Origin of the sequence: Methylobacterium sp. Leaf361 (genome assembly GCF_001424445.1) — a bacterium.
Classification (GTDB): Bacteria; Pseudomonadota; Alphaproteobacteria; order Rhizobiales; family Beijerinckiaceae; genus Methylobacterium.
This window is the reverse complement of sequence record NZ_LMPY01000078.1, coordinates 220,848-246,633: the sequence shown is the minus strand read 5'-3', so window position 1 is coordinate 246,633 and position 25,786 is coordinate 220,848. Positions and strand designations below refer to the sequence as shown.

At 71.4% G+C, this 25,786-nt stretch carries 23 protein-coding genes; 7 read left to right on the top strand and 16 right to left on the bottom strand.

The annotated features are described in order from the left end of the window. Position 1: 1 nt before the first annotated feature. Both ASG32_RS30700 and ASG32_RS30695 read left to right on the top strand, forming a co-directional pair. Complete coding sequence (locus tag ASG32_RS30700; protein WP_056533741.1) at positions 2-1,606, top strand: ABC transporter ATP-binding protein; 1,605 nt, start codon at positions 2-4, stop codon at positions 1,604-1,606. A gap of 188 nt (positions 1,607-1,794) precedes the next feature. Continuing rightward, positions 1,795-2,139, top strand: a complete 345-nt coding sequence (locus tag ASG32_RS30695; protein WP_056533739.1) for a hypothetical protein — start codon at positions 1,795-1,797, stop codon at positions 2,137-2,139. Here ASG32_RS30695 and ASG32_RS30690 read toward each other — a convergent pair. The 11 genes from ASG32_RS30690 to phaZ all read right to left on the bottom strand — a co-directional run bounded on the left by ASG32_RS30690 (position 2,112) and on the right by phaZ (position 14,747). Further along, positions 2,112-2,564, bottom strand: a complete 453-nt coding sequence (locus ASG32_RS30690; RefSeq protein ID WP_026605051.1) for a MucR family transcriptional regulator — start codon at positions 2,562-2,564, stop codon at positions 2,112-2,114. The two genes, ASG32_RS30695 and ASG32_RS30690, sit on opposite strands and share 28 nt — an antisense overlap. Before the next feature lie 227 nt (positions 2,565-2,791). Beyond that, the gene (locus tag ASG32_RS30685) at positions 2,792-3,880 is read right to left on the bottom strand and encodes a putative sulfate exporter family transporter (protein ID WP_056533737.1); all 1,089 of its coding nucleotides are present in this window, start codon (positions 3,878-3,880) and stop codon (positions 2,792-2,794) included. 202 nt (positions 3,881-4,082) lie between these two features. Beyond that, complete coding sequence (locus tag ASG32_RS30680; protein ID WP_107352017.1) at positions 4,083-5,006, bottom strand: ABC transporter permease; 924 nt, start codon at positions 5,004-5,006, stop codon at positions 4,083-4,085. Then, positions 4,999-5,769: an ABC transporter ATP-binding protein gene (locus ASG32_RS30675; RefSeq protein WP_056533735.1), complete on the bottom strand. Its 771-nt coding sequence runs from the start codon at positions 5,767-5,769 to the stop codon at positions 4,999-5,001. The genes ASG32_RS30680 and ASG32_RS30675 overlap by 8 nt, the downstream gene beginning before the upstream one ends. A 155-nt stretch (positions 5,770-5,924) precedes the next feature. Continuing rightward, complete coding sequence (locus ASG32_RS30670) at positions 5,925-7,064, bottom strand: amidohydrolase/deacetylase family metallohydrolase (RefSeq protein ID WP_056533733.1); 1,140 nt, start codon at positions 7,062-7,064, stop codon at positions 5,925-5,927. Between the two features lie 133 nt (positions 7,065-7,197). Then, complete coding sequence (locus ASG32_RS30665) at positions 7,198-8,214, bottom strand: oligopeptide/dipeptide ABC transporter ATP-binding protein (RefSeq protein ID WP_056533731.1); 1,017 nt, start codon at positions 8,212-8,214, stop codon at positions 7,198-7,200. Continuing rightward, the gene (locus tag ASG32_RS30660) at positions 8,211-9,224 is read right to left on the bottom strand and encodes an ABC transporter ATP-binding protein (RefSeq protein ID WP_020093980.1); all 1,014 of its coding nucleotides are present in this window, start codon (positions 9,222-9,224) and stop codon (positions 8,211-8,213) included. Before ASG32_RS30660 ends, ASG32_RS30665 begins: the two co-directional genes overlap by 4 nt. Further along, a complete protein-coding gene (locus ASG32_RS30655) occupies positions 9,224-10,135 on the bottom strand; it encodes an ABC transporter permease (RefSeq protein WP_026605053.1) in 912 nt (303 codons plus the stop codon). Before ASG32_RS30655 ends, ASG32_RS30660 begins: the two co-directional genes overlap by 1 nt. 59 nt (positions 10,136-10,194) lie before the next feature. After that, complete coding sequence (locus tag ASG32_RS30650; protein ID WP_020093982.1) at positions 10,195-11,136, bottom strand: ABC transporter permease; 942 nt, start codon at positions 11,134-11,136, stop codon at positions 10,195-10,197. Between the two features lie 266 nt (positions 11,137-11,402). Beyond that, on the bottom strand, positions 11,403-12,989 hold the full coding sequence (locus tag ASG32_RS30645; RefSeq protein WP_042674812.1) for an ABC transporter substrate-binding protein: 1,587 nt from the start codon (positions 12,987-12,989) through the stop codon (positions 11,403-11,405). A gap of 480 nt (positions 12,990-13,469) precedes the next feature. Further along, positions 13,470-14,747, bottom strand: a complete 1,278-nt coding sequence (gene phaZ, locus ASG32_RS30640) for a polyhydroxyalkanoate depolymerase (RefSeq protein WP_020093984.1) — start codon at positions 14,745-14,747, stop codon at positions 13,470-13,472. A gap of 280 nt (positions 14,748-15,027) precedes the next feature. On the opposite strand from phaZ, the gene ASG32_RS30635 reads away from it, so the two are divergent. The 5 genes from ASG32_RS30635 to purQ all read left to right on the top strand — a co-directional run bounded on the left by ASG32_RS30635 (position 15,028) and on the right by purQ (position 18,505). Beyond that, positions 15,028-16,419: an ActS/PrrB/RegB family redox-sensitive histidine kinase gene (locus ASG32_RS30635; RefSeq protein WP_020093985.1), complete on the top strand. Its 1,392-nt coding sequence runs from the start codon at positions 15,028-15,030 to the stop codon at positions 16,417-16,419. Positions 16,420-16,465: 46 nt separating this feature from the next. After that, positions 16,466-17,065, top strand: coding sequence for an ActR/PrrA/RegA family redox response regulator transcription factor (locus ASG32_RS30630; protein ID WP_012321283.1), 600 nt, complete (start codon positions 16,466-16,468; stop codon positions 17,063-17,065). Positions 17,066-17,169: 104 nt separating this feature from the next. Then, positions 17,170-17,409: a hypothetical protein gene (locus tag ASG32_RS30625; RefSeq protein WP_012321282.1), complete on the top strand. Its 240-nt coding sequence runs from the start codon at positions 17,170-17,172 to the stop codon at positions 17,407-17,409. Positions 17,410-17,585: 176 nt separating this feature from the next. Then, positions 17,586-17,825, top strand: a complete 240-nt coding sequence (purS, locus tag ASG32_RS30620; RefSeq protein ID WP_056533729.1) for a phosphoribosylformylglycinamidine synthase subunit PurS — start codon at positions 17,586-17,588, stop codon at positions 17,823-17,825. After that, complete coding sequence (gene purQ, locus ASG32_RS30615) at positions 17,825-18,505, top strand: phosphoribosylformylglycinamidine synthase subunit PurQ (RefSeq protein WP_056533727.1); 681 nt, start codon at positions 17,825-17,827, stop codon at positions 18,503-18,505. The genes purS and purQ overlap by 1 nt, the downstream gene beginning before the upstream one ends. A 431-nt stretch (positions 18,506-18,936) precedes the next feature. On the opposite strand, the gene ASG32_RS30610 is transcribed toward purQ, so the two are convergent. The 5 genes from ASG32_RS30610 to ASG32_RS30590 form a co-directional block, all read right to left on the bottom strand. After that, positions 18,937-21,372: a penicillin-binding protein 1A gene (locus ASG32_RS30610; protein ID WP_056533724.1), complete on the bottom strand. Its 2,436-nt coding sequence runs from the start codon at positions 21,370-21,372 to the stop codon at positions 18,937-18,939. A 170-nt stretch (positions 21,373-21,542) separates the two neighbouring features. Then, entirely contained in the window at positions 21,543-22,802 is a 1,260-nt protein-coding gene (locus tag ASG32_RS30605) for an N-acetylmuramoyl-L-alanine amidase (RefSeq protein WP_056533722.1), read from the bottom strand. Between the two features lie 136 nt (positions 22,803-22,938). Beyond that, on the bottom strand, positions 22,939-23,382 hold the full coding sequence (locus ASG32_RS30600) for a hypothetical protein (protein ID WP_244492307.1): 444 nt from the start codon (positions 23,380-23,382) through the stop codon (positions 22,939-22,941). A gap of 409 nt (positions 23,383-23,791) precedes the next feature. Next, positions 23,792-24,148 (bottom strand): phasin, encoded by a 357-nt coding sequence (locus tag ASG32_RS30595; RefSeq protein WP_026605054.1) that lies wholly within the window; start codon positions 24,146-24,148, stop codon positions 23,792-23,794. A gap of 330 nt (positions 24,149-24,478) precedes the next feature. Further along, on the bottom strand, positions 24,479-25,750 hold the full coding sequence (locus ASG32_RS30590) for a glycosyltransferase (RefSeq protein ID WP_056533718.1): 1,272 nt from the start codon (positions 25,748-25,750) through the stop codon (positions 24,479-24,481). Positions 25,751-25,786 lie beyond the last annotated feature (36 nt).

Below are 25,786 nucleotides of genomic sequence, written 5' to 3'. Positions count from 1 at the left end.
CATGAGCGAGCCGGTCGTCCGCATCCGCGATCTGACGATCGCGCTCCCCAAGGGCGCCGACCGCCCGCACGCGGTCGAGGGCCTGAACCTCGACCTCGAGGCCGGAAAGATCCTCTGCGTGGTCGGGGAATCGGGCTCGGGCAAGTCGATGAGCGCCTACGCGCTGACCGGCCTGCTGCCCCGGGCCCTGAAGCCCACCGCCGGCACGATCCTGTTCGAGGGCCGGGACCTCCTGACCCTCGACGAGCCCGCGTGGCGCGCGTTGCGGGGCCGGCGCATCGCCATGGTGTTCCAGGAGCCGATGACGGCGCTGAACCCGGTGATGCGGATCGGCGACCAGATCGCCGAAATGTTCGAGGCCCACAACCTGCTCACCCGGAGCGAACGCCGGGCCCGGGCGGTGGCGCTCGCCACCGAGGTCGGCCTGCCCAACCCCGAGGAGGCGGTGCGGGCCTACCCGCACCAGCTCTCCGGCGGCCAGCGGCAGCGGGCGATGATCGCCATGGCGCTGGCGCTGGAGCCGTCCGTGCTGGTCGCCGACGAGCCGACCACGGCGCTGGACGTCACCACCCAGGCCCAGATCCTCCGGCTGATCCGCGACCTGCAGCGGAAGCGCGGGATGAGCGTCCTGTTCATCACCCACGATTTCGGCGTGGTGGCGGAGATCGCCGACCACGTGGCGGTGCTCCAGCGCGGACGGCTGGTCGAATCCGGCACCGCCGAGGCCGTGCTGCGCAATCCGCAGGCGCCCTACACCAAGGCGCTGCTCGCCGCCGTCCCGAGCCTGACGCCGCCGCCGCGCTCAGCCCTGGAAGCGGCCCCGGTCGCGCTCTCCGTGAACCGGTTGTCCAAGACCTATTCCGGGCGCTCCGGCCTGTTCGGCAAGCCGCGGGTCGTCGCGGCCGTCAAGGAGGTCTCGTTCGACGTCCGCCGCGGCGAGACCCTGGGGATCGTCGGTGAATCCGGCTCCGGCAAGTCGACCACGGCGCGGCTCGCGATCCGGCTGATCGAGCCCGACGGCGGCACGGTCCGGCTGGGCGAACTCGACTACACGGCGCTCAAGAGCGGCGACCTGCGCGACAAGCGCAGCCGGATCCAGATGATCTTCCAGGACCCGTTCGCGTCGCTGAACCCGCGGCGCACCGTGGAGCAGATCATCACGGCGGGCCCCATCGCCCACGGGGTCCCGGCCGCCGAGGCCCGGGAGCGGGCGCGCAGCCTCCTCGACCTCGTCGGTCTCGATCCGAAGGCCGCCGCCCGCTACCCCAACGCCTTCTCGGGCGGGCAGCGCCAGCGCATCGGCATCGCCCGAGCGCTCGCGATGGAGCCGGACGTGCTGGTGGCCGACGAGGCGGTCTCGGCGCTGGACGTCTCGGTCCAGCGGCAGGTGCTGGACCTGCTGGAGGACCTGAAGCAGAGATTGTCGCTGGCGATGCTGTTCATCACCCACGATCTGCGGGTGGCCGCCACGATCTGCGACCGGATCGCCGTGATGCACCGCGGCGCCATCGTGGAGATGCGGGGCACCGCGGACCTGTTCGCCGCGCCGGAGCACGCCTACACCCGCACCCTGCTCGCCGCGGTGCCGGGCGCGCGCGCCTCCTGAGCCGTTCCGGCCCCGGACGGGCCAATCTGGGACGCAGAGACAAGTTTTTTGGACGGGACCGCCCTGTCCGGATCCTGCAAGTTCAGTAGGATAGCGCCGTTGTCGAGGGTGGAGCACCCCGGCGGATCCACGGCTGCACCCGCTATCCGTCCCCGCCCGCACCTCGCACGGGGACAGGGTTATCGAGCGTGTCGATCTCAGACAAGACCGACGACATCCGGCCGAACCGCAAGCGCAGCGAGACGAATCTGCCGCCGGTGCTCCGCCGCGGGCGCGAGCACCGGATCGTGCGCTGGATCGGCGCCGCGAACCGCAAGGCGCCGCGCCCCGCGGAGGAGCCCGCGGCTGCGGACAACCGGGTGATCAAACTGAGCTGGGCCGACACGTTCGGCCGCCCGGGCCGCGCCGAGCCCGGCCGATCCGAGCCGGCCCCCGCGCAGGTGCTGCCGTTCCTGGGGCGGCGGAGCGAGACCGCGCCGTGCGCGGCCCCGCGCCGCGCCGCCGATCAGCCGCCGGTGCCCGTCCTGCGCTGATCGACGCGCCCGCCGGGCACGCCGAGGCCGATCGCCTTCGCCAGCGCGGAGCGCTGCGCGGCGTAGCCCGGCGCCGTCATCGGGTAATCGTCCGGCAGACCGTAGCGCTCGCGGTACCGCTCCGGCGTCAGGCCGTGGGCGGTGAGGTGGCGCTTCAGGGTCTTGTAAGTCCGGCCGTCGATGAAGCTGACGATCCCGTCCTCCTGGACCGACTTGCGGATCTGGGCCGGCGTCGGCCGCTCCACGGCCGGCTCGACCGCGGCCGCCGGCGCCTGCCCGTCGAGGGATGCCAGGGCCGCGTGCACGCTCGCCATCAGCTCGGGCAGGGCCGTCGGCGGAACGGAATTGTTCGAGACGTAGGCGGCGACGATCTCGCCCACCAGCGTGACCAACCTGAGGCTGTTCTCGGGATTCTTTTCAGGCACTGCGCGAGTCCACACGAAGCTTTCGACGACGATGCCTGCGGTTCCAAAGCAAAAACCGCGTATGTGTCAAGACGGTCTTGACTGAGAGATGATCACCCGAAGCGCTTTTCGGTGCGGATGGGCCGGATCGCCGGCGCGAAAGGCTCCGGTCACCTGCACAAAGGTGCCGATGGAATGCCTGTTACACGGGTCGGGAGCCCGCGCGGCGGGAAAGACCGCGCGCGTCGTCACCCGATCCCGAGAGCGCGGATCAGCGTCAGGCTGAGGGCGATCAGGACCGCCAGGGAGGCGGTGACCGCGAGGGTGACCCGGCCGCCGACCCGGGCCAGGACCCGGACGTCGACCCCGAGGCCGAGGGCGGCCATGGACAGGACCGTGAGCACGCCGGCGAGCTGGGTCAGCGGCTTCACCGCCGGGTCCGGGACGAGGCCCAGGGAGCGCAGGGTGGCCAGCGCCAGGAAGCCGAGGATGAACCAGGGCACCAGCTTGGTGAAGCCCGGACGGGACGGCGCCGGCGGCGCCCCCGCCGCCTGCGGCAGACGCGGGGCGATCAGCGAGAACACCACCACGACCGGGCCGAGCATCAGCACCCGCACCAGCTTGACCAGGGTGCCGACCTGGGTCGACAGCAGGCTCACCGGGACGGTCGCGGCCAGGACCTGCGGCACCGCGTAGACGGTGAGCCCCGCCAGCACCCCGTACTGGTTGTCGGTCATGCCCGCGAGGGGCACGAACAGCGGCAGCCCGAGCACCATCAGCACGCCGAGGACGGCGGTGAACGCGATGGCGGCGGCGATGTCCTTCGCCTCCGCGCCGATCACGGGCGCGACCGCCGCGATGGCCGAGTTGCCGCAGATGGCGTTGCCGCAGGCCACCAGGATCGCCATCCGGGCCGGCAGCCCGAGCGCCCGGCAGATCGCCACGCTGGCGGCGATGCCGAGCACCACGGTCCCGACGATGCCGGCCAGCAGCGCCGGGCCGGAGGCGAGGATCGCCCCGAGGCTCAGGGAGGCGCCGAGCAGCACCACGGCGACCTCGAGGAGCTGCTTGGCCGAGAAGGCGATGCCGGTGCGGAACTGCGCCGGGGGCGTCCAGGCGGTCCGCACCGCGATGCCGATCAGGATCGCCAGGACCAGGGCCTCGATATAGGGGTGGCCGGCGAGACGCTCCTCCACCGCCTGCGCGGCCATCGCCACCGCGGTGATGGCCGCGCACAGGCCGATTCCCGGCAGGACCGAGGCGGCCGTGCCCGACCGGCCGCCCCGGTCGGGGAGCGTCGGTGTCGGGGCTGTCTTGGACGAGGCTTCAGGGCTCACGAGACGGGGCTCCGGGGTCGCCGGCGGAGCCTATAGGAAGAAAACGTTCGCCGCACCCGAGCAACAGAGAAGTTCAATCTCTATTCGAACGGAATGCGAGAAGGAACATCTGACCGGACGGCGAAACCGGCGGCGGCCCGGGTGCTGCCGGAACCCGTGCCGCCCCCGGCGGCGAAGGGTCCGGTGCCCCGCCCCGGCCCGCTCAGGCCTGCATGCCCCAGCGCTGGACGGTGCGCCGCTCGATCGTCTGGAAGATCAGGTTCTCGACCACGAGACCGATCAGGATCACGGTGAGCAGCCCGGCGAACACGTTCGGGATGTCGAGCATGTTCTTGTTCTCGAAGATGAACCAGCCGAGGCCGCCCGCCCCGGACGACACCCCGAAGACCAGCTCGGCGGCGATCAGGGTGCGCCACGCGAAGGCCCAGCCGACCTTCAGGCCGGTGAGGATCGACGGAAAGGCCGCCGGGATCAGGATCTTGCCGATCAGCCGCGGGCCCGACAGCCCGTAATTGCGCCCGACCATCTTGAGCGTGCGGCTGACCGACAGGAAGCCCGAATGGGTGTTGAGGGCGATCGCCCAGGTCACCGAGTGGACCAGCACGAAGATCAGGCTGCCGTTGCCCAGGCCGAACCAGATCAGCGCCAGGGGCAAGAGCGCGATCGCCGGCAGCGGGTTGAACATCGACGTCAGCGTCTCGAGCAGGTCGGTCCCGATCCGCGACGCGATGGCGACGCCGGTGAGCAGGGTCGCCAGGGCGACGCCGGCGGCGTAGCCCATGAGCAGTACCTTCAGCGAGCTCCAGGCCCGGGCCGGCAGCGTGCCGTCCGCGATGCCCCGGAAGAAGGCCTCCACGGTCGCCGTGAAGGTCGGGAACAGGAGGTCGTTGTCGAGGTAGCGCCCGTAGGCCTCCCAGATCCCGGCGAGGAGCACGAGGATCACGACCTTGCGCAGCCACGCCTGGTTGTAGAGGCGCTCGGCGACCGACAGCGGCTTCTCCACCACGGTGGCGCCGTGGGCGTGGCCGGTCTCGCGCACGATCTCGGGCCGGCCGGACGGCAGGGGCGACAGGCGCGGCGCGGTGCCGGCCAGCGGGGCGCCGCTCAGGGCTTGCGCGCTAGACATTCTCCGCCTCCTGGATCTCTTCCGAGAACAGCATGTGCTGGATCCGGCCCTCGAGCTGCAGCGCCGCCTCCGGCGATTCGGCGCTATTGAGCTCGGCCTTCACCTCGCCGGGATGGGGCGAGAGCAGCAGGATGCGCGAGCCGACCTTGATCGCCTCGGGGATCGAGTGGGTGACGAACAGGACGGTGAAGCGCGTGCCCTCCCACAGGGCGAGCAGCTCGTCCTGCATGCGTCGCCGGGTGAGCGCGTCGAGCGCCGCGAAGGGCTCGTCCATCAGCAGGATGTCGGGCTCCATCGCCATGCCGCGGGCGATGGCGACGCGCTGCTTCATGCCGCCCGACAGGGTGTGGGGGTAGCTGTCGGCGAACTTCGTGAGGTTGACCTTGTCGATGTAGAGGTTCGCCCGGTCCAGGGCCTCGCGACCCTTCAGCCGGCCCGAGGCCTCGAGGGCGAAGACCACGTTCTGCCGGACCGTCTTCCACGGCAGGAGCTGGTCGAATTCCTGGAACACCATCATCCGGTCGGGACCGGGCTCGGTGACCGGGCGCCCCTTCAGGCGGATCTCGCCCTCAGTCGGCGCCATGTAGCCGCCCACCGCCTTGAGCAGGGTCGACTTCCCGCATCCCGACGGCCCGAGCAGGACGAACCGGTCCCCGGGCCAGACCCGGAAGCTCACCCGGTAGGTGGCCGTGACGAGGTGCTCGGGCGTCTTGTAGCGGAGCGTGACGCCGTCGACCTCCAGCAGAGGCTGACCCGTGTCCATCCATCCTCCCTGGCGCCGCGGTTTGAACCGCGTTTCGCTGAGGGCCGGAGATGGTCCGCCCCTCACGGGAAAGTGTATCGGCCCGCGGAAGAGGCTGTAAAGGTCGATATTTTGTATGCGATGGGATCTTCGTCCCGATCGTCAGGCCCGACGGGTCAGGCCGGGTGCCACCACCGGCCCTTCAGCACCACGCCCTCGGCGGTGATCCGCCGGTCGCCCGTCATGTGCTCGCCGCGCGTGTCGACGTAGTCGAACGCGCCGTCCCGCACCGCCAGCACCGTGGCGTCGCCGAGCGCTCCGACCTTCAGGGTCCCGTACTCCATCCGCTTCAGCGCCACGGCGGCGTTCACCGTGGAGGCGGCGATCACGTCGGTGAGGCTCATCCCGAGGCAGAGCATCTTCGACATGGTGGTGACCTGGTCGAAGGCCGGCCCCTCGATGCAGAGCTGGTGCACGTCCGACGAGATCGTGTCGGGCAGGAAGCCGCCCGCCAGCATGGCCCGCGCCGTCCTGAAGGCGAAGGAGCCCTTGCCGTGGCCGATGTCGAACAGCACGCCCCGCGCCCGCGCCTCGCGGAGCGCCGGCTTCACGGCGCCCTGGGCCGTGATGGGCGAGTTCGGGAACGGCCGGAACGCGTGGGTCAGCACGTCGCCGGGCCTCAGCATGGCCAGCACCTGCTCGTAGCTCGGCGGCGGCTCGTCGATATGGGCCATCAGCGGCAGGCCTGTCTCCTCCGCGACCTGCAGGGCGATGTCGAGGGGCGCGGTGCCCTGGTCGCCCGAGGCGTGGCGCCCGACCCGGACCTTGATGCCGACGATCACGTCCCGGTTGGCGTCGGCGACCTCGACCGCCTCCCGGGGCGCCATGAGCCGCGGGTCCTCGCTCTCGCCGACCATGATGGTCTTCGAGAAGCCGAAGATACCGGCGAAGGAGACGTGCAGGTAGGCGAGGATCCGCGCCTGCGACCGCTCGATCACGTGGCTGCGGAAGCCGGCGAAGTTGCCCGGCCCGGCGCTGCCAGTGTCGACCGAGGTTGTCACCCCCGAGGTCCGGCAGAAATCGTCGGCGTCGATGCCGAGCGAGGTGCCGCCCCAGTAGACGTGGGTGTGCAGGTCGATCAGGCCCGGCGTGACGATCGCGCCTTCCATGTCGCGCACCTGCGTGCCGGGGGCCGCCGGCAGGTCGCGGCCGAAGCCCGAGACGCGGCCGTCCGCGAAGGCGACGTCGCAGATCCCGTCGTGGTTCTGCGACGGGTCGATGACCCGGGCGCCCTTCAGGATGAGGTCGTGCTGCACGAGAGACTCCGGATGTGGTTCGCGGGAATCCGACCCGTCCTCGCGAGCGGAGCGAAGCGACCCAGGGATCCGCCACGCTCGGGGATCGCGCGCTGCCCTGGGTCGCTTCGCTGCGCTCGCGAGGACGGCGCCGTCAGGCCGCCCGGGCGGGCACGGCCGTGTCGTTGAGGTGGCAGGCGGCGAAGTGGCCGGCGCCGACCGCGTCGAGGCCCGGCACCTCGGTCCGGCAGCGGTCGAAGGCGTGCGGGCAGCGGGTGTGGAAGCGGCAGCCGGAGGGCGGGTTGATCGGGCTCGGCACGTCGCCCTTGAGCACGATGCGGGTGCGCCCGGCCCCGGGCTCGGGGATCGGCACCGCCGAGAGCAGCGCCTGCGTGTAGGGGTGCTTGGGCGCCAGGAAGAGATCCCGGCGGGGGCCGATCTCGACGATCTTGCCGAGATACATCACCGCGACGCGGTGGGTCATGTGCTCGACGATGGCGAGGTCGTGCGAGATGAACAGCATCGCGAGATCGAGCTCGCGCTGCAGGTCGCGCAGCAGGTTGACGATCTGCGCCTTCACCGAGACGTCGAGGGCCGAGACCGCCTCGTCGCAGATGATCAGGTCCGGCTCGGCGGCGAGCGCCCGGGCGATGCCGATGCGCTGGCGCTGCCCGCCGGAGAACTCGTGCGGGAAGCGCCCGAGCGCCTCGCGCGGCAGGCCGACCCGCTCCATCAGGCTGGCGAGGCGCGCCTCGAGGTCGGCGCCGTTGCGGGCGAGCCCGAAATTGCGGATCGGCTCGGCCAGGATCGCCCGCACCCGCATCCGCGGGTTGAGCGACGAGAACGGGTCCTGGAACACCATCTGGATGTGGCGCCGCAGGGGCCGCAGCGCCCCGGCCGAGAGGTCGTCGATGCGGCGCCCGTCGAGCACCACCTGGCCGGCGGTGGGCGCGTAGAGGCGCATCAGCGCCTTGGCGACGGTGGACTTGCCGCAGCCGGACTCGCCGACGAGCGAGAGGGTCTCGCCCCGGGCCACCGTGAAGGACAGGCCGTCCACCGCCTTGAGCACGCGCTTGGACTGGCCGAACAGGCCGCCGCCGAGGGCGAAGTGCTTCTTGAGGTCGTTGACCTCCAGCAGGGTGCGGGCGGCGGGTGCGGGCGTGGCGCTCATGCCGCGAGGGCGTCCTTCGGCGCGTAGTGGCAGGCGGCGAGGTGGCCCGGCGCCTTCGGCTCCAGGGCCGGCGCGTAGGCGCGGCACAGGTCGGTGACGTCCGGGCAGCGCCCGGCGAAGACGCAGCCCTCGATCCGGCCCTTCAGGCTCGGGACCATGCCGGGGATCTCGGCGAGCCGCGCGTCGGCGCCGTGCTCGACGGCGCCGAGCTTCGGCACCGCCCCCATCAGGCCGCGGGTGTAGGGGTGGCGCGGCGACCGGAACAGCTCGCGGACCGGCGCCTCCTCGACCTTGCGGCCGGCATACATCACCACCACCCGGTCGGCGACCTCGGCCACCACGCCGAGATCGTGGGTGATCAGCATGATCGCGGCCCCGACCCGGGCCTTCAGGTCGCGCATCAGGTCGAGGATCTGGGCCTGGATGGTCACGTCCAGCGCCGTGGTCGGCTCGTCGGCGATCAGGAGCTTCGGCGAGCAGGCGAGCGCGATGGCGATCATCACCCGCTGGCGCATGCCGCCGGAGAGCTGGTGCGGGTATTCCCGCACCCGGCGCCGCGGCTCGGGGATGCCGACCAGCGTCAGCATCTCCACGGCCCGCTCCTCGGCCTCCCGGCGGCCGAGCCCCTGGTGCAGCCGCAGGGTCTCGCCGATCTGGCGGCCGACCGTCAGCACCGGGTTCAGCGAGGTCATCGGCTCCTGGAAGATCACGCTGATGTCGTTGCCGCGGATCTTGCGCATGGCGCTGTTCGGCAGGTCGAGGAGGTTTTTTCCTTCGAACTTGATCGCGCCGGCGATGCGGGCCGGCGGCTCGGGCAGGAGCCGCAGGATCGACATCGAGGTCACCGACTTGCCGCAGCCGGACTCGCCCACGATCGCCAGGGTCTCGCCCGACTGGATCGCGAACGAGACCCCGTCCACCGCCCGATTCACCCCGTCGGGGGTGCGGAAATGGACCTGCAGGTTCTCGATCGACAGGAGGGGGGTGCCGCTCATGCTGCCGGTCCTCATCAGACGTCTTTCGCCATGCGGGGGTCGAGGGCGTCGCGCAGGCCGTCGCCGACGAGGTTCACGGCGAGCACCGTCATCGAGAGGAAGATGGCCGGGAACAGGATGATGTAGAACTTCACCTGCCAGAGGGCCCGGCCCTCGGCCATGATGTTGCCCCAGGAGGGCGTCGAGGGCGGCACGCCCGCGCCGATGAACGACAGGATCGCCTCGGTGATCATCGCGGAGGCGCAGATGTAGGTCGCCTGCACGGTCATGGGCGCCAGCGTGTTGGGCAGGATGTGGCGCCAGATGATCGCCGGCATCCGGGTGCCGGTGGTGACCGCCGCCTCGACGTAGGGCTGCTCGCGCAGCGACAGCACCACGCCGCGCACGAGGCGGGCGACGCGCGGGATCTCCGCGATGGTGATCGCGATGATCACGTTCTGGACCGAGCCGCGGGTGAGTGCCATCAGCGCGACCGCGAGCAGGATCGGCGGGATCGACATCATGCCGTCGACGACCCGCATGACGATCCCGTCGAGCCAGCGCACCATACCGGAGACGAGGCCGACCGCGAGCCCCGCGACCGAGGCGAGGAACGCCACCGAGAAGCCGACCAGCAGCGAGACCCGGGCGCCGTAGACCACCCGCGAGTAGACGTCGCGGCCGAGCATGTCGGTGCCGAACCAGTACTGCGCCGACGGGGCCCGGGTGCGCTTGGCGGGCGCCAGGGCGGTCGGGTCGACGGTGCCGAGATAGGGGGCCAGCACCGCCATCAGGAAGACGATGAGGAGCAGCACGCCGCCGACCACGATGGTCGGGTTGCGGCGCACATAGGTCCAGACCCGGCCCCGGCGCTTGCGGGCCGGGATGACGTCGGGCAGCGGCGCCGCGACGGCGAGGCCCGGCGGCGGGGGCGCCTTGGGGGTGATCCCCTCGGGCGGGGCGCCCGCCTGCGGGGCGCTGCTGGGGAAGGGCGCGACGGTCGCGGTCAATAGCGGATCCTCGGGTCGAGCACGGTGTAGAAGAGGTCGATGGCGAGGTTCACGAGCACGTAGACGAAGCTGAACAGCAGCACGACGCCCTGGATGACCGGGTAGTCGCGCCGCAGGATCGCGTCGACGGTGAGGCGCCCGAGGCCGGGGATCGCGAAGACCGTCTCGGTCACCACCGCACCGCCGATCAGCAACGCGATGCCGATGCCGATCACGGTGACGATCGGCACCGCGGCGTTCTTGAGGGCGTGGACGAACAGGACCGGCCCCTGCGACAGCCCCTTGGCCCGGGCCGTGCGCACGTAATCCTGCTGGAGCACGTCGAGCATGGTCGCGCGGGTCACCCGGGCGATCAGCGCGATGTAGACGAGGCCGAGCGTCACCGCCGGCAGGATCAGGTTGGACAGCCAGGGCCACACGCCCTGCTCGATCGGCGTGTAGCCCTGCACGGGCAGCCAGCCGAGCTCGAGGGCGAAGACGTAGGCCAGGATGTAGCCGACCACGAAGACCGGCACCGAGAAGCCCGTCACGGCGAGCCCCATCACGAGGCGGTCGATCAGGCTGCCGGCCTTCCAGGCGGCGACGACGCCCAGCGGCACCGCCACCACGATGGCGAAGACAAGGGTGACGAGCATCAGCGAGACGGTGGGCTGCACCCGCTGGCCGATCATGGTGGTGACCGGCAGGTTGGTGAAGATCGAGGTGCCGAGATCCCCGTGGAGGATCTGCCAGGACCATTCCCAGAACCGCACCAGGAACGGCCGGTCGAGGCCGAGCGTGGCGCGGATGCGGGCGACGTCGTCGGGGGTCGCCTGGTCGCCCGCGATGATCGCCGCCGGGTCGCCCGGGGCGAAGTAGAGGAGGCTGAAGACGAACAGCCCGACCACCGCCATGACCGGGATGGTGGCGAGGATGCGCCTGCCGATATAGCCGAGCATGGGGCCTCGCTAGGCTGTGGGCGGGAGGGCGCGGCGGGTGCGGCCGCCCCTGCCCCCCTCGCGGATGCCGACCTTCACGCGTCCGGGTCGGGCGCGAACGCCGGCGGCGGAGCGCGACGCGCCCCCTCTCCCGTGCGGGAGAGGGACAGGAGAGGGGACCCGCGCCCGGTCCCACGACCGCGTTGCCGAGCGCGGTATCCGAAGCCGGGAGCCCGCCCGAGAGACCGGGCGGGTCGGGCGACCCGATGTGGCGAGAGCGGGCGCCATCACGCCTTCGACACGCCCCAGGTGAAGGGGATCGGCCCCTTCACGATGCCCGAGACGTTCTTGCGCCACGCCTGGTAGCCGAGGAAGAACCCGGTGGGCACGTAGACCACGCCCTCGCAGGCGGCGGCGTTGACCTTGTCGATGGCGGCCTTCTCGGCAGCCGGGTCGGCGGCGTCGAACCACTCGGCGATGGCGGTCTCCACCGGCGGGATGTTCGGCCAGCCGAACCACGCCTTGTCGCCGCTCGCCCGCACCGCCGGGTAGCCCGCCGGATTGATGCAGTCGGCGCCCGCGTGCCAGGTGTGGAACATGTTCCAGCCGCCCTGAGACGGCGGCGCCTTGGAGGCCCGGCGGGTGCCGGTGGTGCCCCAATCGGTGGCGACGAAGTCGACGTTGAAGCCCATCTTCTTCAGGAGGTCGGCGGTGATGTCGCCCTGCGCCTTGGTGATCCCCTGGTCCTGGGCCACGATGCAGACCACCGGCTCGCCCTTGTAGCCGGCTTCCTTGAGCAGCTTCTGGCCGAGCTTGATGTCGCCCTTGCCGACATTGCCGCCGCCCGCCTCGCTGTAGAGGGGCGTCCCCGGCGTGAAGAAGCCCGGCAGCGTCTTCCACAGGCTGTCGTCGTCGCCGACGATCGCCCGCATGTAATCCTCCTGGCTCATCGCGGTCATGACCGCCTGGCGGATCTTCGGATTGTCGAAGGGCGGGTGCAGGTGGTTCATCCGGAACGACCCGACATTGCCGAGCGGGTCGGCGATGTCGACGTTGAGGTTGCTGTTCTTGCGCAGCAGCGGCACGAGGTCGGAGATCGGGTTCTCCCACCAGTCGACCTCACCGTTCTGCAGGGCCGCCGACGCGGTGGCGGCGTCCGGCATGATCACCCACTCGACCCGGTCGACCAGCATGCGCTTGCCGCCCGCGAGCCAGGAATTCGGCTCGTCGCGGGGCTTGTAGTCGGTGAAGGTCTCGAACACCGCCCGGGCGCCCGGCACCCACTCGTTGCGGACGAACTTCATCGGGCCCGAGCCGACATACTCGGAGATCTGCGTGAACGGGTCGGTCTTGGCGATCCGCTCCGGCATCATCAGCGCCATCGGCGCGTTGGTCTTGCCGAGCGCGTAGAGCAGCTTCGGGAACGGCTTCTTCAGGCGCCACTGGAAGGTCCTGTCGTCGGTCGCCGCGAGGTCGTCCTGGATGCCGCGGATCATCAGGCCGATCGGGTCGCGGGCCATCCAGCGGGTGAGGCTCGCCACCACGTCCTTGGCGAGAACCGGCTCGCCGTCGTGCCACTTCAGGCCGGGGCGCAGCCGGAAGGTCCAGGTGAGCTTGTCGCCCGAGACCTCCTCGGACTCGACCATCTGGCGCTGCGGCTTCAGCTGCGCGTCGACGCCGTAGAGCATGTCCCAGACGAGGGTGCCGGCGTTGCGCACCACGTACTGGGTCCCCCAGATCGGGTCGAAATTCGCGAGGTTCGCCTGCGGCACGAAGCGCAGGACCTTGCCCCCCTGCGCCAGGGCCGGCCGCGCGAGCTGCGGCGCAGCCAAACCGAGCGCAGCCGAACCCTTGAGAAAGGTCCTGCGGTCCATCGTCTTCTCCCTGGCGGTGCGGATCTCAAGCATCGGTCGCCGGCCCGCACCTTGCGGGCGAGTTTGAACGGTTCTGATGCGCGGGCGCAATGGCCCGTGGTGACAACGACGTCCGGGCGCGCGTCCGCATCGCCGCCGGCCTCGGGGCGACGGCGGCATGGAGAGGGGCTGTGTCGGTGCGGCTCGAACTCACGGGCCGCGTCTCGCAAGGCCCGCGCCAGCCCGGCCGTCACTGCGTTATGTATTCAGGATCGCGGAGCGCGCGGCGTCTCGGTCGACATGTCCCGCACCGTCATCGCGAGCGCAGCGATGACGGCTGTGCCGACATCATCGATCGGAAACGGGATCGCACAGCGTTTCGCAGCTCGGGATCGAGCGCGAGGCCGGAGATCCCCTCGCCCTTCGGCCTGCGCTGTGTGAGTCCGCGCCCCCCCCCGCGGAGGAGGGCCAGCCGGGGCGGCGGGCACCGGAATGGACGTCTCAGCCCACCTGCCGCAGGTGGCCGCCCCGCGCGCCCGGAACCGCCTGCATGGCGCGGATGAAGGCCGCGATGCGGGGGGCGATCACCGACCGGTAGCGCGAGCCGTTGAACACCCCGTAATGGCCGACGCCGGCCTGGAGGTGGTAGGCCTTGCGCGCCTCCGGAAGGTTCGGCGTCAGGTCGAGGGCCGCCTTGGTCTGGCCGACGCCGGAGATGTCGTCGTTCTCGCCCTCGACCGCCAGGATCGCGCAGCGGCGGATGGCGCCGAGATCGACCGGCGTGCCGCGGTGCGTCATCTGTCCCGTCGGCAGGGCGTGGTCGACGAACACGGTCTGCACGGTCTGGAGGTAGTACTCGGCCGTCAGGTCCATCACGGCGAGGTACTCGTCGTAGAACTCGCGGTGCTTCTCGGCCGAGTCGCCGTCGCCCGTCACCAGATGGTCGAACATGTCCGAATGGGCGGTGACGTGGCGGTCGAGGTTCATCGCCATGAAGCCCGACAGCTGCAGGAAGCCCGGATAGACCCGGCGCCAGGCGCCCGGGTAGATCGGCGGCACGAGGCTGATCGTGTTCTGCTCGAACCACTTCTGGCCGCGCTCCTGCGCGAGGCAGTTGACCGCGGTGGGCGAGCGGCGGGTGTCGATCGGGCCGCCCATCAGGGTCATGGAAGTCGGCACCGCCGGCTCGTCGGCCGCCTCCATCAGCGCCACCGCGGCGAAGACCGGCACCGCCGGCTGGCACACCGCCATGACGTGCAGGTCCGGCCCGAGGACCGCGAACATCTCCTGCAGGTAGTCGATGTAGTCGTCGAGATCGAACTGGCCCGCGAAGAGCGGCACCATCCGGGCGTCGGTCCAGTCGGTGATGAACACGCGATGGTTCGGCAGCATCGCCTCGACGGTGCCGCGCAGCAGCGTGGCGTAGTGCCCCGACATCGGCGCGACGATCAGCAGCTTGGGCTGCGGCTCCGCGGGGGCCGCCGGGAACGCGCGGTCGAAGGCGATCAGGCGGCAGAACGGCCGCTCCCAGACCACCCGCTCGGTGACCGGGACCGCCGCGCCGTCCACCACCGTCTCGGTGAAGCCGAAGGCGGGCTTGCCGTACTGGCGGGTGACGCGCTCGAACATCTCGCAGCCGGCGCTGACCGCGCGGGCATAGGGTCCGTAGGCCAGGGGATTGCCCGGCATCTGCAGCCCGTAGCGGGTGAGGTCGGCGGCGACGCGGGCGGGTGCCATCAGGGCGCGCGCGCCCTCGTACAGGGAATAGGCCAGCAGCATCGTCACCTCGCGGTCTCGCCGGCCGCGGGCATCGAGCCGCGCGGCCCATACCCCCTGCAACCCGAGTCGGTAGGATAATGCTCCACCCTGAACGCGGGCGGAACATCCCGGAGCTGCGGCGACTTGCCTGTGACCACGTCCGCGGGCGATCGTCCGCCAGCGACGACGTGTCCGGGGCGGTGAGCCGGGATTCCCGTCGCCGCGTCATGCGAAGGGAGTCCACGGGACGCCGCGCCGGCGGGTCCGTCCGGCGACGCACCGATACAGCCCATTACAGCCCATGCCCGATACCGATCTCAGCGGCCTCGGTCGCGACGCGCGACACCTGCGGCTCGACACCTTCGTCCGCCTGCGCTGGCTCGCGATCACGGGCCAGAGCGCGGCGGTCGTCGGGGCGCAGTTCGGCCTCGGCCTGCCGCTGCCGTTCGGCTGGTGCTTCCTGGTGATCGCCACCTCGTCCTGGCTGAACCTCGCCCTGCGGATCCGCTTCCCGGCGAGCTACCGGCTCAGCGACGATTCCGCGGCCCTGCTCCTCGCCTTCGACATCGTGCAGCTCGCGGCCCTGCTGTTCCTCACGGGCGGGCTCCAGAACCCATTCTCGCTGCTGTTCCTCGCCCCCGTGCTGATCTCCGCCACCGCCCTGCCCCCCGAGCGGACCCTGGCGCTGGGCCTCCTGGCGGTGGGCCTCGCGACGCTGCTCGCCCTGGTGCACCGGCCCCTGCCCTGGTTCGCGGACGGGCGGATCGAGCTGCCGTTCCTGTACGTCTCCGGCGTCTGGACCGCGATCCTGCTCGGCACCGCCTTCACGGGCGTCTACGCGTGGCGGGTCGCCGAGGAGACCCGGCTCCTCGCCCAGGCGCTCGCCGCCACCGAGCTGGTGCTCGCCCGCGAGCAGCACCTGTCGCAGCTCGACGGGCTCGCGGCCGCGGCTGCCCACGAATTGGGCACGCCGCTGGGCACGATCATGGTGGTGACCAAGGAGCTGATCCGCCAGCTCGGCCCCACCGCCTCGCCGGCGGTGGCGGAGGATCTCAACCTGCTGCGCGAGCAGGTCGACCGCTGCCGCGGCATCCTCGGCAAGCTGACCTCCCTCGACGGGGACGGGGCCGGGGCCGGCTTCCTGGAGACGGTGACGTTCAGCCACCTCGTGGAGGAGCTGGTGGCGCCGCAGCGGGCACTCGGCGCCGCCCTCGCCGTCACCAGCGCCGGCGAGGGGCCGGAGCCGGCCTGCCGGCGCAACCCGGGCGTCATGTTCGGGCTCGCCAACATCCTCGACAACGCCGTCGACTTCGCCGAGGCCGGCGTCACCGTCGAGGGGCGCTGGACGCCCGACCGGGTCTGGATCGAGATCCGCGACGACGGCCCGGGCTTCTCCAGCGAGGTGCTGCTGCGGGCGGGCGAGCCCTACGTGACCACCCGCAGCCACGACCGGCCGCAATCCGGTGGGACCGTGGGGGCCGGCCTCGGCCTCGGGCTGTTCATCGCCAAGACCCTGATCGAGCGCTCGGGAGCGCAGCTCGCCCTGATGAACGTCGCGGCGCCGGACGCCCACGGGGCGATCGTGCGCGTCTCCTGGGCCCGGCACATCTTCGAGCGCGGCGCCGCGCCGCGACATTCTCCGGAACTCAGTATCCGCGCCCCCCTGCCACCGGGCGATGCCGTACCTATATGAGGGACAGACCAAGAACCCGACGACGAAAACCCGAAAGGAGTGCCGGATGCTCACGCAGCCCGGGACCTCGGCGGCGACAGACCCCGCCGTGATCAACGATGCCGATCCGCTGGCCGCCTTCTCCGACCGCAGCCTGCTGATCGTCGACGACGACAAGCCCTTCCAGACCCGCCTCGCGCGCGCCATGGAGAGCCGCGGCTACCACGTGCAGGTGGCCGACAGCGTCGCGGACGGCGTCTCCGCCGTCGAGGCGCGCGCGCCCGCCTTCGCGGTGATCGACATGCGCCTCGGCGACGGCAACGGCCTCGACGTGATCGCCCGCCTCAAGGAGCGCCGGCCCGAGGCCCGTGGGGTGATCCTCACCGGCTACGGCAACATCGCCACCGCGGTCACCGCAGTGAAGCTCGGCGCCTTCGACTACCTCGCCAAGCCCGCCGACGCCGACGAGATCCACGGCACGCTGATGGCGCAGCCGGGCGAGCGGGCCGACCCGCCCGAGAACCCGATGTCGGCGGACCGGGTCCGCTGGGAGCACATCCAGCGCGTCTACGAGCTGTGCAGCCGCAACGTCAGCGAGACCGCCCGGCGCCTCAACATGCACCGGCGGACCCTGCAGCGGATCCTGGCCAAGCGCGCGCCGCGCTAGGCGGTCGCCCGGGCCGATCGGTTGCATCGCCCCGCCTCTGTGGGCTAGCTGCGCGGGTCCCGGACGGTTCGTCCGGGACCCGAATCTTTTCGAGGGCGGATCTCGTGAACGGGCGCAACGCCATCACCATCATCAGCATGATGGTCCTCGTCGGCACCGAGGTGTTCGCCGTGGCCATCGCGGCGGGCTGGGCAATCGCGGGCATCTTCGATCTCGGCGACCGGGTCGGGCACGTCCTGATGGGGCTGTTCAGCCTGTTCGCGGCCTGGATCATGCTCCAGCTCTGGCGCCGGGCGACCAGCATCGAGCCCCTGCGGGGCCCGGCTCCGGCGGCGCATCGCTGAACGAGCGCGCACGGGCGACTTTTCCGTTCAAGTTGCATCCAGCAGCGGAATGATCCCTATGCGTGCGGCGTGTTCGACAGTGCGCCGGCCTTCCTGTTAGAAGCGACCGGCGACGGTCTGTGTGACGTTGTCGCAGGTCACACCCCCGTCCCGACACGCGTGAGACCCGTAGATCCATGAAAGCCCGTATCATCGTCACCCTGAAGACCGGTGTGCTGGACCCGCAGGGCAAGGCGATCGAGGCCGCCCTCAGGTCCCTCGGCATCGAGGGCGTCGACGGCGTCCGTCAGGGCAAGGTCTTCGACATCGAGGTGTCGGCGGCCGACGGCGCCGCCGCCGAGGCGACGCTGCGCGCGGCCTGCGAGAAGCTCCTGGCCAACACCGTCGTCGAGAACTACGCGATCGAGATCCTCTGATGCACGCCGCGGTCGTCGTCTTCCCGGGTTCCAACCGCGAACCGGACGTCGTCCGGGCCCTGCGACGCTCCGGCGCGCAGGTGAGCCTCGTCTGGCACGCGGACCACGCGCTCCCCGCCGGCACCGACCTCGCCGTCCTGCCCGGCGGCTTCTCGTACGGCGACTACCTGCGCTGCGGCGCCATCGCCGGCCGGGCCGCCGCCATGGACGCAGTCCGGGCCCACGCGGCCCGCGGCGGCCTCGTGCTCGGTATCTGCAACGGCTTCCAGATCCTGTGCGAATCGGGCCTGCTGCCCGGCGTGCTGATGCGCAACATCGACCGGCGCTTCATCTGCCACCGGCAGACGCTGCGGGTGGAGCGCACCGACACCCGCTTCACCAGCGCCTACACTCAGGGTCAGGTGATCGACGTCTGCGTCGCCCACGGCGAAGGCAACTACTTCGCCGATCCCGAGACGCTGGCGCGGATCGAGGGCGAGGGCCGGGTCGCCTTCCGCTACTGCGACGCGACCGGGGCGATCACCGTCGAGGCGAACCGCAATGGCTCCCTCAACGCCATCGCGGGCGTCCTGTCGGAGACCGGGAACGTCCTCGGGATGATGCCGCACCCGGAGAACTTCGTCGAGGACCTGGTCGGCGGGACCGACGGGCGCGGGCTTTTCGACAGTCTGGCGGCCTGAGATCGACGCTCGAAAATTTGTCTTAACCCGGCATTAAGGTTTTCGAGGCATAAACAGGCATCCAGTGATCTGGATGTCGAGTTGGACATGTTCGTCCGCTCTGTTTTGATGCCTCCCTGATGACTCCTCGAGCCGCTCCCTCCGGGGCGGCTTTTTTCTGTGCGCCTGCGGAGCGCGACGCGGGTCGGTGCCGAGGGGCGGGTCTCGCCCGAGAACGGCCCGCGCGGACTTGGCCGCCGCACCTTCCGGCCCTTCGGGCAAAGCTGCGCGATCCCGGACGGCGCCGGTCGCGATCGCGGGCCTCTCGCCCCGGCGATGACCCGTCCGTCGCACCGTCGCCCCGGATCCGTAACGCGAAAGCCCAGGCCGGGCGGACCCGACCTGGGCTGAGAGCGATCTCGGCTGACAGAGGCTGGGCGGGGCGAGCCGCCTCAGTACAATCCGCCGGCCTGAGCGGCCCGGTCGGGATCGGGCGCGACCGCCGCCGGGGCGGCCGCCTGGCCGCCACCGCCGCCGGAGGACGGTGCCGAGTAGGAATCCGGCGGCGCGGTGCCCGGCTTGAACGCCTCCAGGATCGTCCCGGCGCCCTCCCCCGAGCCGGCGCGGGTGCCGCTCGCGAGGTTGATGCGGATCAGCTTGATGCCCGGGGGCACGCGGAACGGCGTCGGCGGCTTGTCCTTGAGGGCCGTCTTCAGGAACTCCAGGGCGATCGGCGCCGCCAGGCCGCCGCCGGTGGCGCGGTCGCCGAGCGAGCGGGGCTTGTCGAAGCCGATATAGATGCCGACCGCCAAGTCCGGCGAGAAGCCCACGAACCACGCGTCCTTGGCGTCGTTCGTCGTGCCGGTCTTACCGGCGAGCGGCTTGCCGATCTGCTTCAGGATCGTGGCGGTGCCGCGCTGGACCACGCCCTCCATGATCGAGACCATCTGGTAGGCGGTCAGCGGGTCGAGCACCTGCTCGGAATCGTCCACCAGCTTCGGCTCGTCCTGGCCCGACCACTTCTCGGCGTCGCAGCCGATGCACTTGCGGTTGTCGTGCCGGTAGATCGTCTCGCCGATGCGGTCCTGGATCCGGTCGATCAAGGTCGGCCGGATGCGCCGGCCGCCGTTGGCCAGCATCGAGTAGGCGGTGACCATGCGCATGACCGTGGTCTCGCCCGCGCCGAGCGACATGGGCAGCACCGGCAGCATGTCGTCGTAGACGCCGAAGCGGCGGGCGTACTCGGCGATGAGCGGCATGCCGACATCCTTGGCGAGCCGGACCGTCATCAGGTTCTTCGAGTGCTCGATGCCGTAGCGCAGGGTGTGCGGGCCGCCCGACTTGCCGTCGTAGTTCGAGGGCGTCCAGGCCTCCTGGCCGGGGCCGGCCTCGATGGTGATCGGGGTGTCCTGGATGATCGAGGCGGGGGTGTAGCCGTTGTCCAGCGCCGCCGAGTAGACGATCGGCTTGAACGAGGAGCCGGGCTGGCGCATCGCCTGGGTGGCGCGGTTGAACTCGGACTCGTCGTACGAGAAGCCGCCGACCATCGCGTGCACGCGGCCCGTATTCGGGTCCATGGCCACGATGGCGCCCGAGACCTCGGGCTTCTGGCGCAGGCGGAACTGGCCGCGGCCGCCGTCCATCGCCTCGACATAGACCATGTCGCCGGGCTGGAGATTGGCGCGGCCGGCCCAGCGCATGCCCTCGGGGACGATCACGCCGGTCTCGCGGTCTTTGCCGACCTGGCCGGAGGCCTCGCGCCGGGGCTGCAGGCCGATCTGCACGCCGCCGCCGCCGTTGCCCAGCACCACGGCGAGCCGCCAGGGCGCCACGTCGCCGAGCGCCGGAACCTCGGCCGCCGCCATGCCCCAGTCGCGCCCGGTCAGGTCGACCTTGGTGACCGGACCGCGCCAGCCATGGGCCTGGTCGTAGCGCACGAGGCCGTCGACCAGCGCCTTGCGCGCCCAGGCCTGCATCTTCGGGTCGAGGGTCGTGCGCACCGAGAGGCCGCCCTCGTAGAGCTTCTTCTCGCCGTAGCGCTCGGAGATCTCGCGGCGGACCTCCTCGGTGAAGTAGTTGGCGTTGGCGGCGTTCGGGAAGGCGACGCGCGGGTTGACGCCGAGCGGCATCTTCTTGGCGGACTCCGCCTCCTCCCGGGTGATGTAGCCGTTCTCCGCCATCAGGCGGATGATCTCGTTGCGGCGGTCGAGGGCCGCCTGGGTCTTGCGGTAGGGGTGGTAGTTGTTCGGCCCCTTCGGCAGGGCGGCGAGGTAGGCCGCCTCGTTGATGGTCAGTTCGTGGACCGACTTGCCGAAATAGTCGAGCGCGGCGGCCGCGACGCCGTGCAGGTTGCGGCCGGGCACGATCGTGCCGAGGAAGATCTCGTTGAGGTAGAGCTCGAGGATCTTGTCCTTCGAGTAGGCCGCCTCGATGCGGAGCGCCAGCAGCGCCTCCTTGATCTTGCGGTCGTAGGTCTGCTCGGAGGAGAGCAGGAAGTTCTTGGCGACCTGCTGGGTGATGGTCGAGGCGCCCTGCCGCTTGCCCGACTTGGCGTTGGTCAGGAAGGCGCGCACGATCCCCTCGGGGTCGATGCCGCCGTGCTTGTAGAAGTTCTTGTCCTCGGCCGACAGGAAGGCCGCCACGACGATCTTCGGCATCGCCTGGATCGGCAGGTACAGCCGGCGCTCGCGGGCGTACTCGGCCAGCAGCGAGCCGTCCGCCGCGTGGACGCGGGTCATCACCGGCGGCTCGTAATTGGAGAGCGCGGCGTGGTCGGGCAGGTCCTGGCTGTACTTCCAGTAGAAGTAACCGCCCACCGCCGCGCCGACCACGAACAGCACCGCGGCGGCGCTGAACAGGATCCCAAAGAAACGGAGGATCAGACGCATCCGGTGTTCCGCTCGTCGCTGGCCCGGCCGAATGCCGGAATCGGCTCATCCGGCGCGTGCACCCCGCGCGCTGCGCGGCCGGCCCCCGGACGGTCCCGTGAGACCCCCTCGGAATGCCGGTTTCGGCGGCCATGCGACGGGGCGTCGGACGTCCCGTATCGACACTCTATCTATGGTGAAACTGGGGCGGCGGCCGCCGCGCGGCGCGTCGGGGCCGGCCGGCCGAGCGTGGCGCGGTTGGTGAAGAACTGGTCGATCGCCTTGGCCATGGAGCCGGTGACGTCGGCCCGCCACTCCGGCGATTGCAGCATCTCCAGGTCGCGCTTGCTGGAGAGGTAGCCGAGCTCCACGAGCACGCTCGGCACGTCGGGGGAGCGCAGCACCACGAAGCGCGCCTCGCGGTGGGGCTTGGCGCTCATCTTCATCACGGGGGCGAGCTGGCCCATCAGCGTGCGGGCGAAGCCCGACGAGAAGCCCCGCGTCTCGCGCAGGGTCAGCTCCTGCAGGATGTCGGCGATGTCCGGCGGCGCCTCGGCGGCGTCGACGCCCGCGGCGGAATCCGCCCGGTTCTCGCGCTCGGCGAGCTTGGCGGATTCGGCGTCCGTGGCCTTCTCGGAATTGGTGTAGATCGTGGCGCCGCTCACCTGGGGTGCCGCCGAGATCGAGTCCGCGTGGATCGACACGAACAGGTCGGCCCTGGCGTCGCGGGCGAGGCGCACTCGCTCGGCCAGCGGCACGAAAACGTCGCGGTCGCGGGTCATCCGGACCCGGTAGCGGCCGCCCGCCTCCAGCTTCGCCACGAGGGCCTGGGCGAAGCCGAACACGATGTCCTTCTCGAACACGCCGCCCACCGCGATGGCGCCGGGATCGGTGCCGCCGTGGCCGGCATCGACCATGATCAGCGGCCGCTGGTCGGCGGGCTCCGGCGCCGCGGCGCGGGCCTGGGCGGGGGCGGGATCGGCGGTGGCGGCGGCCTTGCGGAACGCGTCGCGGTCGGCGCGCTGCAGCGGGATCGTGAGCAGCACCGCGCCGTCGCGCGGCCGCGTCGCGGTCTCGATCTTCCCGACGATGGCGGGCGCGGTGAGGTCGATCACGATGCGGGACCGCCCGGGCGCGAACAGGCCGTAGCGGAAGCTCTGCACGAGGCCGTCGCGGCGGCTGCCGGTCCCGGAATCGAGCTGGAAGTTGACCTCGGGCAGGTCGATCACCGCGCGGTCGGGCCGCTCCATCACGAAGCCGCGGGCCTCGACGGCCCGGGACAGCGTCAGGGTGAGGCGCGTGGTGCCGGCCTGGCTCGCGACGTCGGTCCCGATGGCGACGGCCGGCTTCTCGCCGTTCTGCGCGGCAGCCGGCATCCCCGCCAGCGCCGGCAGGAGCGCGACGGCGAGGCGGAGCCATGCGGAACGGATCAGGCGCGCGCAGTTCGGCATCGGTCCGGTGTCGTCTCCCGTGCCCTCCGTTAAGGCATGGGACCGGCTTGGTTAACGGGTCGTTGCCGCCGCGGGTTCGATCGGGCCGGCCTTGTGGCCGGGATGCGACAAGTCCCGGCCGCCCGGGCGCCGCGCCTCAGCGGTACGCGACGACCCGGCTCGCCTGCCCGACCACCGTGACCCAGCAGGTCAGGGACGCGTCGGCGGCCCGCTGGACCTCGCCGACCTGCAGGCGGATGACGTCGGCCGGCGAGCGGGCACCCGAGAGCGCCCGCAGATGCGCGACGGCCGCCTCGCCCTCGCCGCGCACGTAGCGGGCGATGATCGAGCCGATCTCGACGACGTCGAGGCGGTCGGGGGTGAAGCTGATTCGGTTCGCGGCCGCGGCGCGTCCCGGACCCGCGCCCGGCACCGGCGGGGGGGCGATGTCGATCACTGCCTCGTCTCCGGAGTCGGCTTCGAACTCGGCTTCGGACGTCGTCGCGGCGGCTGTGGCCCCCTGGTCGGACGGGACCACCGCGCTGTCGGGCGCGGTCTCGGCCGCGGCTTCGGACGCCCCACCGGGTGCCGCGGCGGTCATGACGGCGTCCACCGTCTCGGCGCCGGTCCGGACGGCCTCGGCGGAGTGGTCAGGCGATTGGTCAGGCGCCGGAGCGGGCGCTGTTGCGGGCGCTTGATCAAGTTCATCCGCCGCGATCGGGGCGGCTGCGGCCTGGATCTCGGGGGGGGCCGACGCGTCCTGCAACGGCTGGGGCGTCCCGGCGGGACGGCTCCTCGGTCGACGCGGCTTTCCCATCGCGCGATCTCCTCCTGTCGGCGTCGGCCCGTCTCGACGGAGCGGCGGCCGGAGGTCGTGCGCGGCCGGCTCGCCGGCGGTGTCGGCGCCGGGCCCGTGACGCCCGGGCGTCAGAGCGGGGGATCCGGCGGGCCTGCACGGCCCTGCCGGATCCCAGTCTTCGTGCCCCGATCGCGGACCGGGGCAGCCGGCCTCAGCGGGCGGCGGCGTTCTGCGCCAGGGTGCCGTAATCCTTGGCCTGGGCCTGGAGCGCGGCGAACTGGCTGCGGACGAACTCGGACTGGAGCTCGAACGCCTCGCGGAGATCCTTCGTGCGCACCAGCTTCTGGGCGAAGTCGAAGGTCGCGTTGGCGTTGGCCTGCGCGTGATCGAACCCCTTCGCGACCGCGGCGCTGAGGGTCGACTGGAAGGTCTGACCCGAGGCCTGGACCTGCTCGGCGGCCTTCACGGCGTTCGCCATCATGGTGCCGACGGCGGTCCGGGCCTGGTCGACGCTCTTGTCGGCGAAGTCGCGCATCTCGGTCGGGATCTCAAAGTTCGGGGTCTGCATCGATGTCTCCAGCATCATCCTTGGAGCGGGACGCCGCATGCGTCCGCGTTGACGCCCCCCTATATGTTGCACCGCAACAAGAAGTCAAGTGCAGGTTCGGGGCGCACTCACGGATCCGGAGGCCCGATAAAGTTCCGATCCGATGATATCACGAAGTCATCGGCACGGTGCCGCGGCCCGATAGCAGGTTGCGAGCAAGCTACAACATTGACTCAGGCGGCTAAGATTGCTGATCCGGGCGGAAACCCGAGTGGCAAAAAACTATCTCCCTGTCCAGAGGGGCGCGAACGGATCGTGAATTCTTCTGGTATACCAAGCACACCGGAGGATTCAGGATCGTTGCTCCAGGGCGAGCGCGGGTGGATGCTGCATCGCACCGGCCGCCGATTCGGCTAGGCCGGCGTAGAGCGCGCGGAGCGCCGCCGTGTGCGCCGCCAGACCCATCGGGGCCACCCGGAAGAGGCGGCGCGCCTCGGCCCCGAGGGCGGCCGCCAGGGCGTCGTCCCGGAGCGCCGCGAACGCCTCGGCGAGGGGCGCGATCTCCGGCGCGACCACGAAGCCGGTCCGGCCGTGCCGGACCTTCTCGGCGGCGCCGGAGCGGTCGGAAGCCACGACCGGAATGCCGGCCGCCAGCGCCTCGTAGACCGTGAGCGGCCCGGTCTCGTACCAGCGGGAGGGCGCGGCGAGCGCCCGGGCGCGGGCCCGGAGCGTCGCCCAAACCGCCTCGGGCCGCTGCCAGCCGATCACCTCGACGCCGTCCCGGGCGCGAAGCTCCGCCTCCAGGGGGCCGGCGCCGATGAACAGGGCCGGGAGCCCCGCGGCGCGGGCGGCGTCGGCCACGAGGTCGGCGCCCTTCTCGCGGGTGAGGCGCCCCACATAGGCGATCGCGTCGCCGCAGGCGGGCTCGGCCGCCGGCCCGTCCGGGAGCCGGACGGGATTGTCGATCCTGTGATGCGCTAGGGCGTAGCCGCCGAGGAGGGCGCCGAGCCGCTGGCGGCTGGCGTCGCAGACATGGATGGCGTGGAGCGGGCGGCGTCGGCTGGCCCTGCCGACGACCTGACGCAGCGCCGCGGCGCGGGCGACCCGCACCGCCTTGTGCACCCGGCTGCGCGGGTCGCAGGGCGCCGCCAGGCAGGCGGCCGACAGGGGCGCGAGCCCGCAGGGCTCGGCCCGGTCGAAGCGGTAGTAGACGCCGTTCGGACAGGCCAGGGCGTAGTCGTGCAGCGTGACGACCAGCGGCACCCCGGTCTCCGACAGGACCGGGACGATCGCCGGCGACAGGGTCCGGGTCCACTGGTGCAGGTGGATGCAGTCCGGCGGCGCCGCGAGGCCGGCGAGGGCGGCGGCGAGCCGGCGTGCGGCGGCCGCATGCCAGATCCCGGCGGCCGCGGCCCGCGCGGCGCCGAGCGACCAGATGTCGGGCAGGCCGAGGTCGATCCGGCGGATGCCGGCATGGTCGAGGAGCGGGTCGACGGGACCCGGGATCGCCTGGATGTAGGTGACGCCGAGGCCGGCCTCGGCGAGCCCGCGAGCCGATTCGAGCGCGACCTTCTCGGCGCCGCCGCTGGCGGCCGCGAACTCGGCCAGGATCACGACGTGCACGGTGAACCCTCCCGGGGATCGATCGCTCTCGCGCGC

Bases quoted from the DNA above. Each gene is read 5' to 3' on its own strand.
- ASG32_RS30700 (WP_056533741.1), top strand. From the start codon at position 2: ATGAGCGAGCCGGTCGTCCGCATCCGCGATCTGACGATCGCGCTCCCC.
- ASG32_RS30680 (WP_107352017.1), bottom strand. From the start codon at position 5,006: ATGTCTAGCGCGCAAGCCCTGAGCGGCGCCCCGCTGGCCGGCACCGCG.
- ASG32_RS30675 (WP_056533735.1), bottom strand. From the start codon at position 5,769: ATGGACACGGGTCAGCCTCTGCTGGAGGTCGACGGCGTCACGCTCCGC.
- ASG32_RS30665 (WP_056533731.1), bottom strand. From the start codon at position 8,214: ATGAGCGCCACGCCCGCACCCGCCGCCCGCACCCTGCTGGAGGTCAAC.
- ASG32_RS30660 (WP_020093980.1), bottom strand. From the start codon at position 9,224: ATGAGGACCGGCAGCATGAGCGGCACCCCCCTCCTGTCGATCGAGAAC.
- ASG32_RS30650 (WP_020093982.1), bottom strand. From the start codon at position 11,136: ATGCTCGGCTATATCGGCAGGCGCATCCTCGCCACCATCCCGGTCATG.
- ASG32_RS30645 (WP_042674812.1), bottom strand. From the start codon at position 12,989: ATGGACCGCAGGACCTTTCTCAAGGGTTCGGCTGCGCTCGGTTTGGCT.
- phaZ (WP_020093984.1), bottom strand. From the start codon at position 14,747: ATGCTGCTGGCCTATTCCCTGTACGAGGGCGCGCGCGCCCTGATGGCA.
- ASG32_RS30635 (WP_020093985.1), top strand. From the start codon at position 15,028: ATGCCCGATACCGATCTCAGCGGCCTCGGTCGCGACGCGCGACACCTG.
- ASG32_RS30630 (WP_012321283.1), top strand. From the start codon at position 16,466: ATGCTCACGCAGCCCGGGACCTCGGCGGCGACAGACCCCGCCGTGATC.
- purS (WP_056533729.1), top strand. From the start codon at position 17,586: ATGAAAGCCCGTATCATCGTCACCCTGAAGACCGGTGTGCTGGACCCG.
- purQ (WP_056533727.1), top strand. From the start codon at position 17,825: ATGCACGCCGCGGTCGTCGTCTTCCCGGGTTCCAACCGCGAACCGGAC.
- ASG32_RS30610 (WP_056533724.1), bottom strand. From the start codon at position 21,372: ATGCGTCTGATCCTCCGTTTCTTTGGGATCCTGTTCAGCGCCGCCGCG.
- ASG32_RS30605 (WP_056533722.1), bottom strand. From the start codon at position 22,802: ATGCCGAACTGCGCGCGCCTGATCCGTTCCGCATGGCTCCGCCTCGCC.
- ASG32_RS30600 (WP_244492307.1), bottom strand. From the start codon at position 23,382: ATGACCGCCGCGGCACCCGGTGGGGCGTCCGAAGCCGCGGCCGAGACC.
- ASG32_RS30595 (WP_026605054.1), bottom strand. From the start codon at position 24,148: ATGCAGACCCCGAACTTTGAGATCCCGACCGAGATGCGCGACTTCGCC.